Genomic DNA, 16,049 nt, shown 5'->3' with positions numbered 1-16,049 from the left:
CACTCCCGCCATCAGCCGAATCCCAGACCATGCAACGCCAAGACTGCCTCCGCGCCGCCGCCGCCTATTTCGACGACGGCCGCTTCCTTGCCGACCTGCAACGGCGCGTCGCCTTTCGCACCGAGAGTGACACCGGCGCCGTGACGCCGGCGCTCGGCGCCTACCTGCGCGAGGAAATGACGCCGGCGCTCGCGGAGCTCGGCTTCCACTGCGAGGTGATCGACAACCCCGCGCCCGGCGGCGGACCCTTCCTGATCGCTCGCCGCATCGAAGGGCCCGAGCTTCCGACGGTGCTGAGCTACGGTCACGGCGACGTGGTGAGCGGCCAGGATGCGCAGTGGCGCGACGGCCTCGGCCCCTGGACGCTCACGGTCGAGGGCGAGCGCTGGTACGGCCGCGGCACCGCCGACAACAAGGGCCAGCACAGCATCAACCTCGGCGCGCTGGCGCAAGCGATCCGCGCTCGCGGCGGCAAGCTCGGCTACAACGTGACGCTGCTGCTCGAGACGGGCGAGGAAGCGGCATCGCCCGGCCTGCACGAGCTCTGCAGACAGCAGGCCGACAAGCTGCGCGCCGACCTGTTGATCGCCTGCGACGGGCCACGCGTGAGCGCGCAGCGGCCCACCCTGTTCCTCGGCTCGCGCGGCGCGGTCAACTTCAGCCTCGCACTGCGCGCGCGGCCGCGCGGCTACCACTCGGGCAACTGGGGCGGCGTGCTCGCGAACCCCGCCACGGTGCTGAGCCATGCCGTCGCAACGCTGGTGGACGCCAAGGGCCGCATCCTGGTCGAAGCACTCCGGCCGAAGGGCATTCCAGCGTCGGTGCGCGACGCCCTGGCCGAGATCGCGATCGGCGGCGGTGCCGACGACCCGGCGGTGGAGGCCGAATGGGGCGAGCCCGGCCTGAGCCCGGCCGAGCGCCTGATGGCCTGGAACACGATCGAGGTGCTCGCTCTCGGCGCGGGCTCGCCGCAACGCCCGGTCAACGCGATACCGGGCGAGGCGGTGGCGCATTGCCAGCTGCGCTTCGTGGTGGGCACGCCTTGGCGCGATCTCGCTGCCATCCTTCGCGCGCACCTCGATGCGCAGGGCTTCGGTCAGGTCGAGGTGCGGGTCACGCTCGAAGGCGCGGCAACGCGCCTGGACCTCGACAACCCCTGGGTCGGCTGGGCACAGCGCTCGATCGAGGCGAGTACGGGCCAGCGCCCTGACGTGCTGCCGAACCTTGCCGGCTCGCTTCCCAACGACGTGTTCGCCGACCTGCTGGGCCTGCCCACGCTGTGGGTGCCGCACTCGTATCCGGCCTGCGCGCAGCATGCGCCCAACGAACATCTGCTCGCGCCGCTCGCCCGTGAAGGCCTGCAGATCATGGCCGGCCTGTACTGGGACCTCGGCGATGCGGCTGCGAGCACGCCGTGGCATGCCTCGACTTCCAGCACTTCCACCTTCTCCTCGACCCCGAAAGCCAAGTCCGCATGAAGCCCTTCGCCCATCTCTTCGCCGCCGTCGCCCTTCTTGCCGCGAGCGGACTCGCGCAAGCCGTAGACGCCTGGCCTGCAAAGGCCGTCAAGCTGGTGGTGCCCTTCACGCCCGGCGGCGGCACCGACATCGTGGCGCGCGGACTTGGCCAGAAGCTGGCCGAACAACTCGGCCAGCCCGTCGTGATCGACAACAAGCCCGGCGCCGCGACCATCATCGGCGCCGACGCCGTTGCCAAGTCGCAGCCCGACGGCTACACCTTGCTGGTCTCGGGCTCGACCACCTACAGCGTGAACGCGGCCTTGCGCGCCCGGCTGCCCTACGACCCGCTGAAGGACCTGGCGCCGGTGGCGATCATCGCCAAGGCACCGCTGGTCCTGGTCGTCAACGCCGGCTCGCCCTGGCGCAGCGTGAGCGAGCTGACCGCAGCCGCCAAGGCCAGGCCGCAGGGCATCCGCTACGCCACCTTCGGCAGCGGCACCGCCCCGCATCTGGCCGGCGAGATGTTCGCGATGGCGGCCGACGTGAAGCTCCAGGACGTACCCTACAAGGGCAGCAGCCAGAGCACGGTCGCCCTGATCGGCGGCGAGATCGAGATGGTCATCGACACCGTGGCCGCCGTCGCGCCGCATGTACGCTCCGGCAAGCTGCGTGCGCTGGCCATCGTGGGCACGACGCGCTCGAGCACGCTGCCCGAAGTCCCGACGATGACGGAACTCAAGCTGCCGGATGCCACCTTCGAGGGCTGGTACGGGCTGGCCGCACCTGCCGGTACGCCTGGGCCGGTGCTGCAGAAACTCACGGCAGCGGTCGGTGCCGCCATGGCCGACAAGCGTCTGCAGGACCAATTCCGCGCCCAGGGCATGGAGCCGGTGATGATCGGTGCCGCGCCCTTTCGCAGCCTGATGGAGTCGGAGATTTCGCGCTACCGGGCGTTGGCCCACCGTGCAGGCATCGCGGCCGAGTGACTCGAATTGAACGAGCGTTCATGGGCCTGCGCATTGCAAAGGCGCCCAACCCCGCTAAGGTAGAAGAGCGCTCATGGGGCTGCGCGCTGCAAAGGTGCCCACGGGTCCGCTGCGGCGCGCCACCGTGGCGGTCGTCGCTTCGCGCCGACTCCCCTGCGGTGCTCGCGTCACCGGCCTGCCGCAGAACTCACTGCGTTCACTTCGTTCACTCCGTTCAAACAGCTGCGGCAAGTCAGACAACGATGCACGCCTGTCCTCCGGCAGGCGTGCGGCCGGCGACGCTGCGCTCCTCGGCGCCACAGAGGCGCGCCGCAGCGGACCCGCGGGCACCTTTGCGGGATGCGTTGTGCCGGTCTCCCCGAATGCCGGAGCGGGTGCGGTATTCAGAACAACCCCTGACGCTTCCTCCGCGGGAGGTGGTCTGCGGACCGGGCGATTTCTGGGGCGGCGAGGAGCGCAGTCTGGGGGCGGGCGCGCCTGCCGAAGGACAGGCGCGCTTCGTGATCTGACTCGCCGCGGCTGTTCGAGCGAAGCGCGCCGAAGGAGCGCGTAGCGAGTTCCGCGGCGCCGCCCCCAGACGAGCACCGCAGCGGAGTCGGCGCGAAGCGACGACCGCCCCAGTATGAGCCCGGGCCGCAGACCACCTCCCGCGGCGCGCAAGCTGCATGCCCGCTTGCGCCCTCAGCCGCGACGAGTAGCGAAACGCTTCGAATCAAGGCAGCAATTCGAACTTCAGCTCCGACAGCGGCGTCACCTTCTCGTCCCGCGTCATCTTGTACTCGGTGTTCGGCCCCAGCCACTTGGCCCAGATGCGGTCGATCTCGCCGGACTTGTCGAGCGCCATCAGCGCTCCATTGACCTTGGCGAGCAGCACCGGCTCGTCCTTCTTCATGCCGATGCCGATCGGCTGCAGCACCATCGGCTCCTTGATCATCTTGAGCTCGACCCCGGAGGTCTTCGACTGATTGACCAGCTTGGTGATGGTCATGGTGTTCGCGACCATGCCCACCGACTTGTTCTGCTGCACCGCCATGTAGGCCGAACCCGTGTCCTGGAAGGTCACCGGTTCGGACCCGTTCATCTTGATCGACAACTCCGAGGTCGAGCCCTTGGTCGAGCTCAGGCGTTTGCCCTTGAAGTCGGCCTTGGTGGTGCCGGGATCGGAGGCCTTCACGGCCAGCATCTCCTTGGCCACGTAGTACGGATCGCTGAACTGGATCTGCTCGCCGCGGCTCTTGGTGTAGGCCAGGTTGGCCACCGTCACGTCGACACGGCCAAGCTTGACCTCGGGCACACGCGCTTCGACCGACAGCGGCGTGATCTTGGCCGTGAGCCCCAGCTGCTTGGCGAGGGCATTGCAGAGATCGACGTCGAAGCCCACCATCTCGCGCGTCTTGGGATCGGGCGCGGCGAAGGGCGGCACGTCGGCGAAGGTGCCGCACTTGAGTTCCTTGCGTTGCTGGATCTCATCCCATTGGTCCGCGTGGGCCAGCAGGGACAGCGTGGCAAGGCCGCAACCGATGGCGGCGAGACGGAACACGGTCTTCTTCGACATGATGAACTCCTGGTGAGGTGCTGTTGGAAAGGGAATGGGCGGTCTCAATGCGCGCGCAGGTCGGACAGGAAGCGCTGCGCGCGCGGATGCTGCGGACTGCTGAAGAAGGTGGCCGGCTCGGCCTTCTCGAGGATGCGGCCGGCGTCCATGAACCAGACGCGGTCGGCGACCTCGCGGGCGAAGTTCATCTCGTGCGTGACGCACATCATGGTCATGCCGTCGTTGGCAAGGCCCCGCATCACCGCCAGCACCTCGCCGACCATCTCGGGATCGAGTGCGCTGGTGGGCTCGTCGAAGAGCATGGCGGGCGGCTCCATGGCGAGGGCGCGCGCGATCGCCACCCGCTGCTGCTGGCCGCCCGAGAGCTGCGCCGGATAGGCGCCGGCCTTGGCGGCCAGGCCCACACGCTCCAGCAGCTGCATCGCCTTGGCCTTGGCATCGGAGCGCTTGACGCCGAGCACGCGCATCGGCGAGAGCATGATGTTCTCCAGCACCGACAGGTGCGGGAACAGGTTGAAGCTCTGGAACACGAAGCCGATGCGGCTGCGCAGCTTGTTGAGCGCCCCGCTGCCCATGGGCGCGTGGATGTCGTGACCGTCGAAGAGCAACTGGCCCGACTTGATTTCCTCGAGCCGGTTGACGGTGCGGATCAGCGTCGACTTGCCGGAGCCCGAGGGTCCGCAGACCACCACCACCTCGCCCTTGCGCACCTCGGCGTTGACGTCGGTCAGGGCCTGGTAGTCGCCGTACCACTTGTTGATGTTGGAAAACAGGATCATGGGAGCGTCGTCACGAGTCGCGGGGCTGGGCATGGGTCTGTCTCCTGTGTTCATGTCGTTGCGGGCCGTCTTGCGCGGCTCGTCAGGGATTGGCCGCGACCGGCGGCGGCAGCGAAGCGCCCTCCGGCGACAGCTGCGCCGTCGCCGCGCCGAGGCGCTTGTGGGCGATGCGCCGTTCCAGCCACTGCGCAAGCTGCGTAAGGCTGAAGCACACCACGTAGTAGGTCATCGCCAGGATGAAGAACACCTGGAAGGGCTTGGTCAGCAGCTGGTTGTTGATCTGGTTGGCCGCGAAGGTGAGCTCGTTCACGTTGATCACGTAGCCCAGCGTCGTTTCCTTGATGGTGGAGATGAACTGGCTCAGCATGCTCGGCAGCATGTTGTAGAGCGCCTGCGGCAGGATCACGTACCACATGGTCCCGAGGTGGCTGTGGCCGAGCGCGCGCGCTGCCTCGGTCTGCCCTTTGGGCAGGGCCAGGATGCCGGCGCGGACCACCTCCGACAGATAGGCGCCCTCGTAGATCACCAGCGTGCACAGCATGGTCGTGAAGCCCGAGATCTCGCGGCCGACCAGGATCGGCACCAGGAAGTAGACCCACAGGATCACCATCAGCAGCGGCACGCCGCGCACGACGTACACCAGCACCGTCGCCGGCCAGCGCAGCAGCTTCCAGGGGGACAGCCGCGCCAGCGCCATCAGCACCGACAGCGGGAACGCCAGCACGATGCCCAGCACCGACAGGATCAGCGTGGCGACGATGCCGCCCATCGGCCCGTTGGGGTACTGGCCGACGAGCAGCAGCAGCCAGTTGTCGCGCAGGATCTCGAAGACGCTCAACATCGCTCACCTCGCCCCGGCAATGCGGTAGTGCCGCGCCACCCAGCCACCCGCGGCCATGATGAACAGCGAGAAGGCGAGGTACAGCACCGTCGCGACGCTGTAGGCCTCGAAGGCGCGGAAGCTCTGGCTCTCCACCTCCTTGACCGCATGCGTCAACTCGGCCACACCGATGGCCATGGCCAGGCTGCTGTTCTTGAAGAGCGACACGCTGTGGTTGACCAGCGCGGGGATCGCGTTGCGGACCGCCTGCGGCAGCATGACGTGGCGCATCGAGCCGATGTAGCTGTGGCCCAGTGCACGCGCGGCCTCGGCCTGGCCCGCCGGAATGGAGCGCAGGCCCGAGCGCATGTCCTCGCTGAAGTAGGCGGCCTGGCACAGGCCGAGTGCGACGATCGAGAGGATGGCCTCGGCGTTGTGCTCGGACAGCCAGCCCTGCAGGAACTGCGGCAGCAGGCTGAAGATGCCGAAGTACCAGAGCATCAGCTGCACCAGCGTCGGCACGTTGCGGTGGTAGGACACATAAGCGGCGACCACGCGCTCGGCGATGCGGCTGGAGGTCAGGCGCACGGTCAGCAGCACGAGGGCCAGGCTCATCGCGAGCAGCCAGGAGCCGGCCGCGATCTTCAGCGTCATCTCCACGCCGTGCAGCAGCATGGCGCCGAACTCCGGCTTCAGCAGGACGGCCAGCAGATCGAAATCCTTCATGCCTGCTCCTCTTGCGCGTGGTGGTGGCGTCTCAGCCGCGGGGCGTTTCCGGCCGCGTGGTGGAGAGGCCGCCCGGCACCTGCAGCGTCGGCGTGATCTCCATGTGGCCCACGTTGACCGCGACCGGCGCGGCAATGGCGAAGGCGATCGCATCGGCGATGTCCTCGGCCTGCGGCAGCTCGAAGCCCTCGATGAAGCGCTCGTGCATCTCCTGCGCATTGCCGTGCACGTGCGCGAAGATGTCGGTGGCCACGCGTCCCGGGCAGATCTCGGTCACGCGCACGCGCTTGCCGAAGACATCGATGCGCAGTTGGCGCGACAGCATGCTCACCGCGGCCTTGGTCGCGTGGTAGGTGCTGTTGCCGCCGAAGTTGTAGGCGCCTGCGATCGAGCTGATGTTGACCACGTGGCCGCGGTCGCGCTCGACCATGCCCGGCACGACCAGCCGGCACAGGTGCAGCACGGCGCGCAGATTGACGTCGACCAGCAGGTCGATGCCCTCGGCGTCGGCTTTCAGGATCGAGCCAGGTCGGTCGACGCCGGCGTTGTTGACCAGCACGTCGAAGGGAATCTCCTGCGCCAGGCGCGTGACGCCGTCGAGGTCGCTCACATCGATGGCGTGCGGGATGCAACCGGTGCGCGCGGCGAGCTCGGCCAGCTTGTCGGCGCTGCGCGCGAGCGCGTGGACCTGCAGGCCCTCCTTGCAGAGGCGCTCGACGACTGCGGCGCCGATGCCGGAGGAGGCACCCGTCACCAGCGCGGTCTTGTAATCGGAGAAGGGCATCTTTGGGCTTCTTTCGTGAGGACGAATTCACTGTATCGAGCAGGGCGCAAGGGCGCCAAGACGGAATGGCTGTGGAGAGATAAGGCGTCCTTATGTCGCCCGCCTGCGGGACTTCAGGCCAGCTGGCGCGAGATCGGCACCACGCGGCCGACCGCCTCGACCACGCCGCGCACCGCGCGGGCCAGTTCGACCGCGCCGGGCGTGTCGCCGTGCACGAGGATGGAGCGCACGTTCATCGCGATCTTCCGGCCGCCATGACTGGCCACGGTGCCCTCCTCCAGCAGCTGACGCACGCGCGCCAGCACGGCTTCGCGATCGTGGATGACAGCGCCGGGCAGCTTGCGCGGCACCAGCAGGCCCTCGTCGTCGCAGGCGCGGTCGGCCAGGAAGGTGCGCGCCACGCGCAGGCCGCAGCGCTCGGCGGCGTCCTCGATGGCGCGGCTGGCCGAGGAGCTGATGACGAGCCCGGGGTCGAAGTCCGCCACCGCGCGCACCAGCGGGCCGGCCAGCGCAGCATCGGCGGCCGCCATGTTGCCCAGCGCGCCGTGGAAGCTCATGTGCGTCATGCGGTGGCCGGCCGAGCGCGCCATGCCCGCCAGCGCGCCGAGCTGATAGGTGACGTAGGTGGCGAGCTCCGCGACGTCGATCTGCATCGGGCGGCGCCCGAAGCCGAGCAGGTCGGGAAAACCCACATGCGCCCCCACGTCCACGGCTCGCTCGCGGGCCAGGCGGACCGTGCGGTCCATGATGACCGGGTCGCCGGCATGGAAGCCGCAGGCCACGTTGGCGGAGCTGACGATCTCCAGCAGCGCCTCGTCCTCGCCCATGCGCCAGGGCCCGAAGCCCTCGCCCAGATCGGCGTTCAGATCGATGTCCATGACGGTGTACTCCTCATTCGACGGGCCGCAGTTCGACCAGCGCGGTGCCCCAGCCCACACTCTGGCCGTCGGGCACCAGGAAGGCGATCAGCACGCCGGACTGCGGCGCAGGCACCGGCAGCAGCAGCGGGCCGATCTTCATCAAGCCGAGGGCCTGTCCCGCGGACACGCGCTCGCCCGGGCCCGCCAGCGGCACGGCGTGCAGCGGGTGGGCGCGCAGGAACACGCCCACCGACGGCGCGGCAGCGATGCATGGCGGCGGCGCCGATGGCGCGCCCTCGTCCTGCGCATCCAGCTGCACGACCTCGCCTCCGCTCGCACCTGCACGCCCCAATCGCAGCACGCCATCGGGCATGCGCAGCTCCAACAGGCCGATGTCGGTGGCAGCCAGCCAGGCGGCGAGCTCCTGGACTTGTGCGGGGGTCTTCATGTCAATGGATGCGCGGCGCGCTGCGTTGCAGGTCGACCATGCGCCCCACCCTCGCGAGCCAGGCCTCGATCTCGTCCTGTGCGGCCACGGCCTCGTCCCAGTTGCATTCGACGAAGCGGATGCGGCTGCCGATCGGCGCCTGGCCGAGGCGCCAGAGGTCGGCCTCGATCACGGTGCCCAGCTTCGGATAACCGCCCGAGGGCTGGGCATCGCGCATCTGGATGATGGGCTGCCCGCTGTGCGGCACCTGGATCACGCCGGGCACGATGCCGTGCGAGCGCACCTCCATCGGCTCGATGGGCCGCAAGGCCTCGCCGTCGAGCCGGTAGCCGTAGCGGTCGCTCTGCGCGGTGATCTTCCATTGGCCGGCCCAGAAGGCGGCGCGCGAGGCTTCCTCGAAGCCCTCGTATTCGGCGGCGGGCAGCACCCGCACCGCGGGCAGGCCGTCCACCTGCAGCGGCAGGCTGAGGGCCGGCGGCACGAGGCCGAAGCCGGTCCGGCAGGCCTGCCCCTCGCCGGCCGCACGCAGCGCATCGCCGCGGCGCAGCGCGCGGCCTTCGTGGCCGCCGAAGGCGCCGCGCAGCTGGGTGCTGCGCGAGCCCAGGACCTCGGGCACGTCCACGCCGCCGGCCAGGCACAGCATGGCCCGGCTGCCGCGGTGCCGGCCGCCTTGCGGCAGGCCCAGCGTGAGCGTCTGCCCGGCGCGCGCCTGGTGCACCCACCAGGGCAGCAGCGGCGCTTCGTCGAGCCGCGCCGCGCAATCGGCACCGGTGAGCGAAAAGGCGCAGTCCTGGTCGAAGCGCAGCTTGAAGGGAAACACCGGCACCTCGATGGCGGCCGCACCGAGCCCATTGCCCAGCAGCAGGTTGCCGGCCGCCAGCGCCAGCTTGTCCATGGCCCCGGAGGTGCCCACGCCCCAGCGCAGGCTGCCGGTGCGCCCCATGTCCTGCACGGTGGCCAGCGCGGCGGAGGAAAGCACTTCGATCATTTGACGACTCCCTCGACCCGGAAGCGGATCATGTCGCCCGGCTGCAGCATCGCCGGCGGGTCCTGCGACGGATCGAAGAAGGACATGGCGGTGCTGCCGATGGTGTTCCAGCCGCTCGGCCCGGCCGAGGCGGACACGCCGGTCTGCGCGCCGCCGATCGACACCGCGCCGCCCGGAATGCTCAGCACCGGGACCTTGCGGCGCGGCGTGGCGATGCGCGGGTCCATGCCGCCGAGGTAGCAGTAGCCCGGATGGCTGCCGAGCGCATACACCGGATAGACCCGCATGCTGTGCAGCTCGACGACCTCCTCCACGCTCAGGCCGGTGTGCGCCACCACGTCGGCCATGTGCGGGCCGCCCTCGCCGCCGTAGACCACCGGGAGTTCGACCAGGCGCCCCTCCAGCGGCAGCGGCGAGGCCGCGTCCCAGGCCGCTTGCAGGCGGGCCTCCAGCGCGTCCAGCGCCGCGGCGCTGCGCGGCGGCCGCTCGAAGGTGAGCATGAGGTTGTTCATGCCCGGCACGGCTTCGCGCACCTCGGGCCAGCCCTGCGCCTCGTGCGCGAGCGCCCAGATGCGCTGCTGCGAGGGCAGCGCGAGCTCGCCGGGCGCCTCGAACAACAGCGCCGTGGTGCCCAGCAGGCTGACGGATGCGGCAGCGGCCCTCATGCGGCGCTCCTTTGCTGCAGCCAGCGCTCGAGGTGGTGGATGTCCACGCCGCCGGCCGCGAAGCCCTCGTCGCGCAGGATCTCGCGGTGCAGCGGCACGTTGGTCTCGATCCCCTCGATGCGCGTTTCGGCCAGCGCCAGGCGCATGCGGTCCAGCGCGTCCTCGCGCGTGCTGCCCTGCACGATCAGCTTGGCGATCATCGAGTCGTAGTACGGCGGCACGCGGTAGCCCGCGCCGGCATGCGAATCCACGCGTACCCCGAAGCCGCCCGGCAGCTGCCAGCCGCCGATGCGCCCCGGCGAGGGCGCGAAGGTGTCGGGGTGCTCGGCATTGATCCGGCACTCGATCGCATGGCCCTGGCAACGCACGTCGGCCTGCGTGAAGGCGAGCCGCTCGCCGCGGGCCACGCGCAGCTGCTGCTGCACGATGTCGATGCCGCTGGTCATCTCGGTCACGGGGTGCTCCACCTGGAGGCGGGTGTTCATCTCGATGAAGTAGAAGGCGCCCTGCTCGTACAGAAATTCGAAAGTGCCGACGCCGCAATAGCCGATCTGCCGGCAGGCTGCGGCGCAGCGCTCGCCGACCTCGGCCAGCAGCGCCTCGTCGATGCCGGTGGCCGGCGCTTCCTCGATCACCTTCTGGTGCCGCCGCTGGAGCGAACAGTCGCGGCTGCCGAGCCACAGCGCGTTGCCGTGGCTGTCCGCCAGCACCTGGATCTCCACATGGCGCGGATGCAGCAGGAACTTCTCGATGTAGACCTCGGGGTTGCCGAAGGCGCGGCGCGCCTCCTCGCGCGTGAGCGACATCGCGTCGGGCAGCGCCGCTTCCTCGTGCACCACGCGCATGCCGCGGCCGCCGCCGCCGCCCGCCGCCTTCACGATCACCGGAAAGCCGATCTCGCGCGCCAGGGCGAGGACCTCGGCCGGGTCCTCCGGCAGGCTGCCGTCCGGGCCAGGCACGCAGGGCACGCCGGCGCGCCGCATCGCGCGCTTGGCCGCGACCTTGTCGCCCATGGTGCGGATGCAGCCCGCGCTCGGGCCGATGAAGACCAGCCCGGCCTGCTCGACGCGCTCGGCGAAGCCCGCGTTCTCCGACAGGAAGCCGTAGCCCGGATGGATGGCCTGCGCGCCGCTGACTTCGGCGGCGAACAGGACCGCGGACTGATTCAGGTAGCTCTGGCCGGGCGCGGCCGGGCCGATGCACAGGGCCTGGTCCGCCTGCGCCACGTAGCCCGCCTCGCGGTCGGCCTCGGAGTGCACCACGACGGTCTTGAGCCCGAGGCCGCGGCAGGCGCGCTGGATGCGCAGGGCGATCTCTCCCCGGTTGGCGATGAGCACGGTGTCGAACATGTTCTTCGCTCCCTATGCAAGGTCGAAGCGCAACAGCGCCTGGCCGGCCTCGACCTCCTGGCCGGAGCGCACCAGCACCGCTTGCACGGTGGCATCGCGTTCGGCGCGCACTTCGTTGAAGACTTTCATGGCCTCGATGACGCACAGCGTCTGGCCGGCCCGGACGGCCTGTCCGGCCTGCACGAAGGGCGGCTCGCCGGGCGTCGGCTGCAGATGCACCACGCCGTAGAGCGGCGCCAGGCATTCGATGGAGGCGGGCGGCTGCCCTTCCACCGGTTGCGGCGCAGCGGGGTCCGTTGCCGGGATGCGGGCCTGCTGTGTCGAGACGTCGGCGCGCCGCGGCGCTGCCGCGGCCAGCGCCGACTGCTTCACCAGCCGCAGCGTGCAGCCGTTCTCGCTGAACTCCAGCTCGGACAGGTCCGAGGCAGCCAGTGCGTCGATGAGCGTCTTGATCTGTTCCTGATTCATGCCGGTCTCCGCCTCGCGACAGAAGAACTCGAAACGCCGACGTGTTCGGCGAACGCGTGACGGCAGGCATGAACGGTACCGGCCCGCGGGCGCAAAGCCCAAGACGGATTGGCTGTGCCGCAATAAGGGCGCCTTATGACAAGGCGCTGAGCTCGGGTTGGGGCGTGGCGGCGACGTGAACGGCCAGGTCGGTCACGAGTTCGAGCAGGATGTCCTTCACCGCCTGCGCGGGCTCGGACAGCGGCAGATGGTCCGACTGGCACAGCGCCAGCGGCGCCTCGATCACCGGGTCGACGATCTGGAACTTCCAGGCCCCGCAGGAGGCGGTCACCTCGCGTGCCATCGAGGCCGGCAGGATGGTCGCGCCGAGCCCATCGGCGATGGCGGCCGTCAACGTGAAGGCCGACTCGATCTCGGCCACCACGCGCGGCACCTTGCCCGCGCGCACGAAGGCTGCATCGACCAGCTTGCGCACCACGTTGTAGGGGCGCGGCAGGAAGAGCTCGATCTCGCCCAGGTCGGCCAGCTTCACCGGTTCGGCAGGCGGCGGCATCGAGGCCGGCCCCACCAGGAACAGGGGTTCCTTGAGCAGGGGCAGGAAGGTCAGCCCATGGATCGCCTTGTCGCCGTAGAGCACGGCGAGGTCCATGCGGCCGTTCATGATCAGCTCGCTGAGCGTGGTGCCGTAGTTCTCGTTGAGGTAGAGCAGGATGCCGGGCTGGCGCGCACGCACGGTGCGCAGCAGCGGCAGCGACAGCGCCGAGGCGGCCGTGCCCGGTGCCAGCCCCACCGACACCTGGCCCGACAGGCCGGCGCCGGCCGCTTCCATGTCGACGCGCGCCTGCTCGCACTGGCGCAGGATGATCTGCGCATGGCGGTAGAGCACCTTGCCGGCCTCGGTGGGCGTGACGCCGCGCTTGGTGCGCACAAGCAGTTGCTGGCGCACTTCGCCCTCGAGCGTGGCGAGCTGCTGGCTCAGCGCCGGCTGGGCGATGAAGAGCACCTCGGCCGCCTGCGTGAGGCTGCCGATATCCACGATCTTGACGAAGTATTTGAGGCGCCTGAGGTTCACGCCTTGCTCCTGGCAAAAGCCGAGCCTAGCACCGGTGTTCGCGCCGGCGTACCCGGGCTCACCATAAGCTCCACCTATCGAACCAGAGCGATCTCGTCTTGGCCTCGAGGAGGCGTTGTGCGTACCGTTGCGGCCTTGCATCCTCGTCCAAGGAAGAGACCCGTGACCACCTCCCGCATCGCCGCCCGCGTCCGGCGCATCAAGCCTTCACCCAGCACCTCCGCCGCCGACCGCGCCAACGAACTGCGCCGCCAGGGCAAGTCGATCGTCAACCTCGTGGTGGGCGAACCCGACTTCGACACCCCCGCGCACATCCGCCGCGCCGCCGCCGACGCCATGGACCGCGGCGCGACCCGCTACACGCTGATGGCCGGCACGGTGGAGCTGCGCCAGGCCATCGTCGCCAAGCTGGAGCGCGAGAACGGCCTGCGCTATGCCATGAACGAGATCATCGTCACCAACGGCGCCAAGAGCGCGATCTACAACGCCCTGGCCATCACGCTGGAGCCGGGCGACGAGGTCATCATCCCGGCGCCCTACTGGGTCTCCTATCCGGACATGGTGCTGGCCTGCGAAGCCACGCCCGTCACCGTCGCCTGCCCCGAGGCCAATGGCTTCAAGCTCACGCCGGCCCAGCTGGAGGCGGCCATCACGCCGCGCACGCGCTGGCTGCTGATCAACTCGCCGAGCAACCCCACGGGCGCGAGCTACACGGCCGACGAATACCGCGCGCTGGCCGAGGTGCTCGCGCGCCATCCGCACGTCATGGTGATGACGGACGACATCTACGAGCACATCCGCTTCGATGGCCAGGCGACGCCGCACCTGCTGGCCGTTGCGCCGGCGCTGCGCGAGCGCACCCTCGCGATCAACGGCGTCTCCAAGACCTATGCCATGACCGGCTGGCGCATCGGCTGGGCCGCGGGGCCGTCGGACCTGATCACCGCCATGGACACGCTGCTGTCGCAGTCCGCCGGCAACTGCTGCTCGATCAGCCAGGCCGGCGCCGCCGCCGCGCTCAACGGCGACCAGGGCTTCGTGACCGAGAGCGTGGCCGTCTACAAGGCGCGGCGCGACCGCACGCTGGCCCTCGTCAACGCCATCCCGGGCCTGAGCTGTGCCACGCCGCCCGGCGCCTTCTACCTCTACATTAACTGCAGCGGCCTGATCGGCAAGTCCACGCCGGCGGGCAAGACCTTGAATGAAGATGGGGACGTGGTGATGTACCTGCTGGAAAGCGCCGGCGTCGCCACCGTCGCGGGCACCGCCTATGGCCTCTCGCCCTACTTCCGCCTGTCCATCGCCACCGCCATCGAGACGCTGGAAGAAGGCTGCGCGCGCATCGCGCGCGCCGTGGCCGAGCTGCGCTGATTCAACGAACCCTCAGGACCGAACCCCATGCCCTACAAAGCCCTTCGCAAGAACAGCTCGGCCCCGCAGGTCGATGCCAGGATCATCGCCGCGCTGCACGAGATCCCCGTCGCCGCATTGAGCGACAACATGCACCGCAACATCGGCAGCACCGGCCTGCATCCCTACCACCGCCCTGTCGCCCTCACCATGGCGGGCACCGCCGTCACCGCGCGCTCGCGCGGCGGCGACAACCTGACCTACCTGCGCGCGCTCGAGTTCTGCCGTCCCGGCGACGTGCTAGTGGTCGACGCGGGAGGCGACCTCAACAACGCGGTGGTCGGCGGCATCCTGTCTTTCTATGCCGCGCAGATCGGCGTCGTCGGCGTGGTGATCGACGGCGCGATCCGCGACCTGGCCGAGATCCGTTCGCGCGAATTTCCGGTCTACGCGCGCGGCGTCACCCATCGCGGGCCCTACAAGGACGGCCCGGGCGAGATCAACGTGCCGGTGTCGGTCGGCGGCATGGTCGTCAACCCCGGCGACATCGTGGTCGGCGACCAGGACGGCCTGATGGCCTTCGCGCGCGACGAGGCCGAGCTGCTCATCGAGAAAGCGCGCGCCCATCTGGCGACGGAAGCCGAGACGATCCGCGCCATGAAGGAAGGCCGCTGGGACCGCGCCTTCATCGATGCGCTCGAGGCGCGCTGCAACAACTGAAGCCGGTGCCCCGCGATGCGCCCTTCCGTCCTGGCCACCCGCGCCACCTTCCCCGACCTCGCCGACCGGCTGCGCGAGCATTTCGACGTCGACGACAACCCCACAGATGCCGTGTGGAGCCCGGCCGAGCTGATCCGCCGGCTGCAGGGCAAGCAGGGCGTGATGAGCACCGGCAGCGAGCGCATCGATGCTGCCCTGCTCGACGCCTGCCCGCAGCTCAGGGCCGTGTGCAACGTCGGCGTGGGCTACAACAACGTCGACGTCGCGGCCTGCACCGCGCGTGGGGTGCTGGTTACCAACACGCCCGACGTGCTGACCGAGACCACGGCCGACTACGGCTTCGCCCTGATGATGGCCACGGCCCGGCGCATCGCGGAATCGGAGCGCTTCCTGCGGCGCGGCGAATGGACGAAGACCGGCATCTACGACATGTTCGTCGGCGGCGACGTGCATGGCGCGACGCTGGGCATCCTCGGCATGGGCCGCATCGGCCGTGCCATCGCACGGCGGGGCGCGCTGGGCTTCGGCATGCGCGTGATCTACCACAACCGCTCGCGGCTGACGGCCGAGGCGGAATCGGAATCCGGCGCCCGCTACGTCGACAAGGCCACGCTGCTGAAGGAAGCCGATCACCTGGTGCTGGTGCTGCCCTATTCGCCGCAATCGCACCACGCGATCGGCGCCGCCGAGCTGGCGCAGATGAAGCCCACGGCCACGCTGACCAACATCGCGCGCGGCGGCATCGTGGACGATGCCGCGCTGGCGCAGGCGCTGCGCTCCGGGACGATCGCGGCAGCAGGCCTCGATGTCTTCGAGGGAGAGCCGGCCGTCCATCCCGACCTGCTGGCCGTGCCCAACGTCGTGCTGACGCCGCACATCGGCAGCGCCTCGGTGCAGACACGCCGCGCGATGGCGGCCTTGACCATCGAGAACCTGATCGCCGCCCTCGGCTGCGGCAGGCAGGCCGGCAGGCCGCCGACGCCGGTCAATCCCGAAGTCCTGGCGCAAGCCCGCTGACC

The 16,049-nt window shown here is 69.7% G+C and carries 17 protein-coding genes; 5 read left to right on the top strand and 12 right to left on the bottom strand.

Annotation, left to right across the window (positions count from 1 at the left end):
• Window positions 1–29 precede the first annotated feature (29 nt).
• Complete coding sequence (locus tag J2739_RS05545; protein WP_309899360.1) at window positions 30–1,478, top strand: M20 family metallopeptidase; 1,449 nt, start codon at window positions 30–32, stop codon at window positions 1,476–1,478.
• Complete coding sequence (locus J2739_RS05540) at window positions 1,475–2,446, top strand: Bug family tripartite tricarboxylate transporter substrate binding protein (RefSeq protein WP_309899358.1); 972 nt, start codon at window positions 1,475–1,477, stop codon at window positions 2,444–2,446. The genes J2739_RS05545 and J2739_RS05540 overlap by 4 nt, the downstream gene beginning before the upstream one ends.
• Before the next feature lie 712 nt (window positions 2,447–3,158).
• On the opposite strand, the gene J2739_RS05535 is transcribed toward J2739_RS05540, so the two are convergent.
• The 12 genes from J2739_RS05535 to nac all read right to left on the bottom strand — a co-directional run bounded on the left by J2739_RS05535 (window position 3,159) and on the right by nac (window position 12,960).
• On the bottom strand, window positions 3,159–4,001 hold the full coding sequence (locus J2739_RS05535; RefSeq protein ID WP_309899356.1) for an ABC transporter substrate-binding protein: 843 nt from the start codon (window positions 3,999–4,001) through the stop codon (window positions 3,159–3,161).
• Between the two features lie 44 nt (window positions 4,002–4,045).
• Window positions 4,046–4,780 carry an amino acid ABC transporter ATP-binding protein gene (locus J2739_RS05530; RefSeq protein ID WP_309899957.1) on the bottom strand — a complete coding sequence of 245 codons (735 nt, stop codon included), beginning with the start codon at window positions 4,778–4,780 and terminating at the stop codon, window positions 4,046–4,048.
• Window positions 4,781–4,862: 82 nt separating this feature from the next.
• The gene (locus J2739_RS05525) at window positions 4,863–5,621 is read right to left on the bottom strand and encodes an amino acid ABC transporter permease (protein WP_309899354.1); all 759 of its coding nucleotides are present in this window, start codon (window positions 5,619–5,621) and stop codon (window positions 4,863–4,865) included.
• Between the two features lie 3 nt (window positions 5,622–5,624).
• Complete coding sequence (locus J2739_RS05520) at window positions 5,625–6,326, bottom strand: amino acid ABC transporter permease (protein WP_309899352.1); 702 nt, start codon at window positions 6,324–6,326, stop codon at window positions 5,625–5,627.
• Between the two features lie 31 nt (window positions 6,327–6,357).
• Complete coding sequence (locus J2739_RS05515) at window positions 6,358–7,110, bottom strand: SDR family oxidoreductase (protein WP_309899350.1); 753 nt, start codon at window positions 7,108–7,110, stop codon at window positions 6,358–6,360.
• A 113-nt stretch (window positions 7,111–7,223) separates the two neighbouring features.
• Window positions 7,224–7,988, bottom strand: a complete 765-nt coding sequence (locus tag J2739_RS05510) for a LamB/YcsF family protein (protein ID WP_309899349.1) — start codon at window positions 7,986–7,988, stop codon at window positions 7,224–7,226.
• Between the two features lie 13 nt (window positions 7,989–8,001).
• Window positions 8,002–8,418, bottom strand: coding sequence for an acetyl-CoA carboxylase biotin carboxyl carrier protein (locus tag J2739_RS05505; protein WP_309899347.1), 417 nt, complete (start codon window positions 8,416–8,418; stop codon window positions 8,002–8,004).
• A 1-nt stretch (window position 8,419) separates the two neighbouring features.
• Complete coding sequence (locus tag J2739_RS05500) at window positions 8,420–9,406, bottom strand: 5-oxoprolinase subunit C family protein (RefSeq protein ID WP_309899345.1); 987 nt, start codon at window positions 9,404–9,406, stop codon at window positions 8,420–8,422.
• Entirely contained in the window at window positions 9,403–10,071 is a 669-nt protein-coding gene (pxpB, locus tag J2739_RS05495) for a 5-oxoprolinase subunit PxpB (RefSeq protein ID WP_309899342.1), read from the bottom strand. The genes J2739_RS05500 and pxpB overlap by 4 nt, the downstream gene beginning before the upstream one ends.
• Window positions 10,068–11,420: an acetyl-CoA carboxylase biotin carboxylase subunit gene (accC, locus tag J2739_RS05490; protein WP_309899341.1), complete on the bottom strand. Its 1,353-nt coding sequence runs from the start codon at window positions 11,418–11,420 to the stop codon at window positions 10,068–10,070. Before accC ends, pxpB begins: the two co-directional genes overlap by 4 nt.
• A 12-nt stretch (window positions 11,421–11,432) precedes the next feature.
• Window positions 11,433–11,888: an acetyl-CoA carboxylase biotin carboxyl carrier protein gene (locus tag J2739_RS05485; RefSeq protein WP_309899339.1), complete on the bottom strand. Its 456-nt coding sequence runs from the start codon at window positions 11,886–11,888 to the stop codon at window positions 11,433–11,435.
• A gap of 133 nt (window positions 11,889–12,021) precedes the next feature.
• Window positions 12,022–12,960, bottom strand: a complete 939-nt coding sequence (gene nac / locus J2739_RS05480; protein ID WP_309899337.1) for a nitrogen assimilation transcriptional regulator NAC — start codon at window positions 12,958–12,960, stop codon at window positions 12,022–12,024.
• A gap of 162 nt (window positions 12,961–13,122) precedes the next feature.
• Between nac and J2739_RS05475 the strand changes: the two genes are divergently transcribed.
• Genes J2739_RS05475 through J2739_RS05465 form a run of 3 tightly spaced genes read left to right on the top strand, consistent with a single transcriptional unit; the run spans window position 13,123 to window position 16,047 of the window.
• Entirely contained in the window at window positions 13,123–14,331 is a 1,209-nt protein-coding gene (locus J2739_RS05475) for an aspartate transaminase (RefSeq protein ID WP_309899335.1), read from the top strand.
• Between the two features lie 27 nt (window positions 14,332–14,358).
• Window positions 14,359–15,030 (top strand): RraA family protein, encoded by a 672-nt coding sequence (locus J2739_RS05470; protein ID WP_309899333.1) that lies wholly within the window; start codon window positions 14,359–14,361, stop codon window positions 15,028–15,030.
• A gap of 15 nt (window positions 15,031–15,045) precedes the next feature.
• Window positions 15,046–16,047, top strand: a complete 1,002-nt coding sequence (locus J2739_RS05465; RefSeq protein ID WP_309899332.1) for a 2-hydroxyacid dehydrogenase — start codon at window positions 15,046–15,048, stop codon at window positions 16,045–16,047.
• The last annotated feature ends 2 nt before the right edge of the window (window positions 16,048–16,049 follow it).

The sequence above is a fragment of the Variovorax soli genome, from assembly GCF_031454625.1.
GTDB classification, from domain to species: domain Bacteria; phylum Pseudomonadota; class Gammaproteobacteria; order Burkholderiales; family Burkholderiaceae_C; genus Variovorax; species Variovorax soli_A.
Note: the sequence above shows the minus strand (reverse complement) of the source record. Positions and strands in the feature narration are given on the sequence as shown.

What these genes read in the sequence shown, in the direction of transcription:
- J2739_RS05545 (WP_309899360.1), top strand. Translation starts at nt 30, where the DNA reads ATGCAACGCCAAGACTGCCTCCGCGCCGCCGCCGCCTATTTCGACGAC.
- J2739_RS05500 (WP_309899345.1), bottom strand. Translation starts at nt 9,406, where the DNA reads ATGATCGAAGTGCTTTCCTCCGCCGCGCTGGCCACCGTGCAGGACATG.
- J2739_RS05505 (WP_309899347.1), bottom strand. Translation starts at nt 8,418, where the DNA reads ATGAAGACCCCCGCACAAGTCCAGGAGCTCGCCGCCTGGCTGGCTGCC.
- pxpB (WP_309899342.1), bottom strand. Translation starts at nt 10,071, where the DNA reads ATGAGGGCCGCTGCCGCATCCGTCAGCCTGCTGGGCACCACGGCGCTG.
- J2739_RS05540 (WP_309899358.1), top strand. Translation starts at nt 1,475, where the DNA reads ATGAAGCCCTTCGCCCATCTCTTCGCCGCCGTCGCCCTTCTTGCCGCG.
- J2739_RS05515 (WP_309899350.1), bottom strand. Translation starts at nt 7,110, where the DNA reads ATGCCCTTCTCCGATTACAAGACCGCGCTGGTGACGGGTGCCTCCTCC.
- J2739_RS05535 (WP_309899356.1), bottom strand. Translation starts at nt 4,001, where the DNA reads ATGTCGAAGAAGACCGTGTTCCGTCTCGCCGCCATCGGTTGCGGCCTT.
- J2739_RS05485 (WP_309899339.1), bottom strand. Translation starts at nt 11,888, where the DNA reads ATGAATCAGGAACAGATCAAGACGCTCATCGACGCACTGGCTGCCTCG.
- J2739_RS05470 (WP_309899333.1), top strand. Translation starts at nt 14,359, where the DNA reads ATGCCCTACAAAGCCCTTCGCAAGAACAGCTCGGCCCCGCAGGTCGAT.
- J2739_RS05465 (WP_309899332.1), top strand. Translation starts at nt 15,046, where the DNA reads ATGCGCCCTTCCGTCCTGGCCACCCGCGCCACCTTCCCCGACCTCGCC.
- J2739_RS05530 (WP_309899957.1), bottom strand. Translation starts at nt 4,780, where the DNA reads ATGATCCTGTTTTCCAACATCAACAAGTGGTACGGCGACTACCAGGCC.
- J2739_RS05520 (WP_309899352.1), bottom strand. Translation starts at nt 6,326, where the DNA reads ATGAAGGATTTCGATCTGCTGGCCGTCCTGCTGAAGCCGGAGTTCGGC.
- J2739_RS05525 (WP_309899354.1), bottom strand. Translation starts at nt 5,621, where the DNA reads ATGTTGAGCGTCTTCGAGATCCTGCGCGACAACTGGCTGCTGCTGCTC.
- J2739_RS05510 (WP_309899349.1), bottom strand. Translation starts at nt 7,988, where the DNA reads ATGGACATCGATCTGAACGCCGATCTGGGCGAGGGCTTCGGGCCCTGG.
- accC (WP_309899341.1), bottom strand. Translation starts at nt 11,420, where the DNA reads ATGTTCGACACCGTGCTCATCGCCAACCGGGGAGAGATCGCCCTGCGC.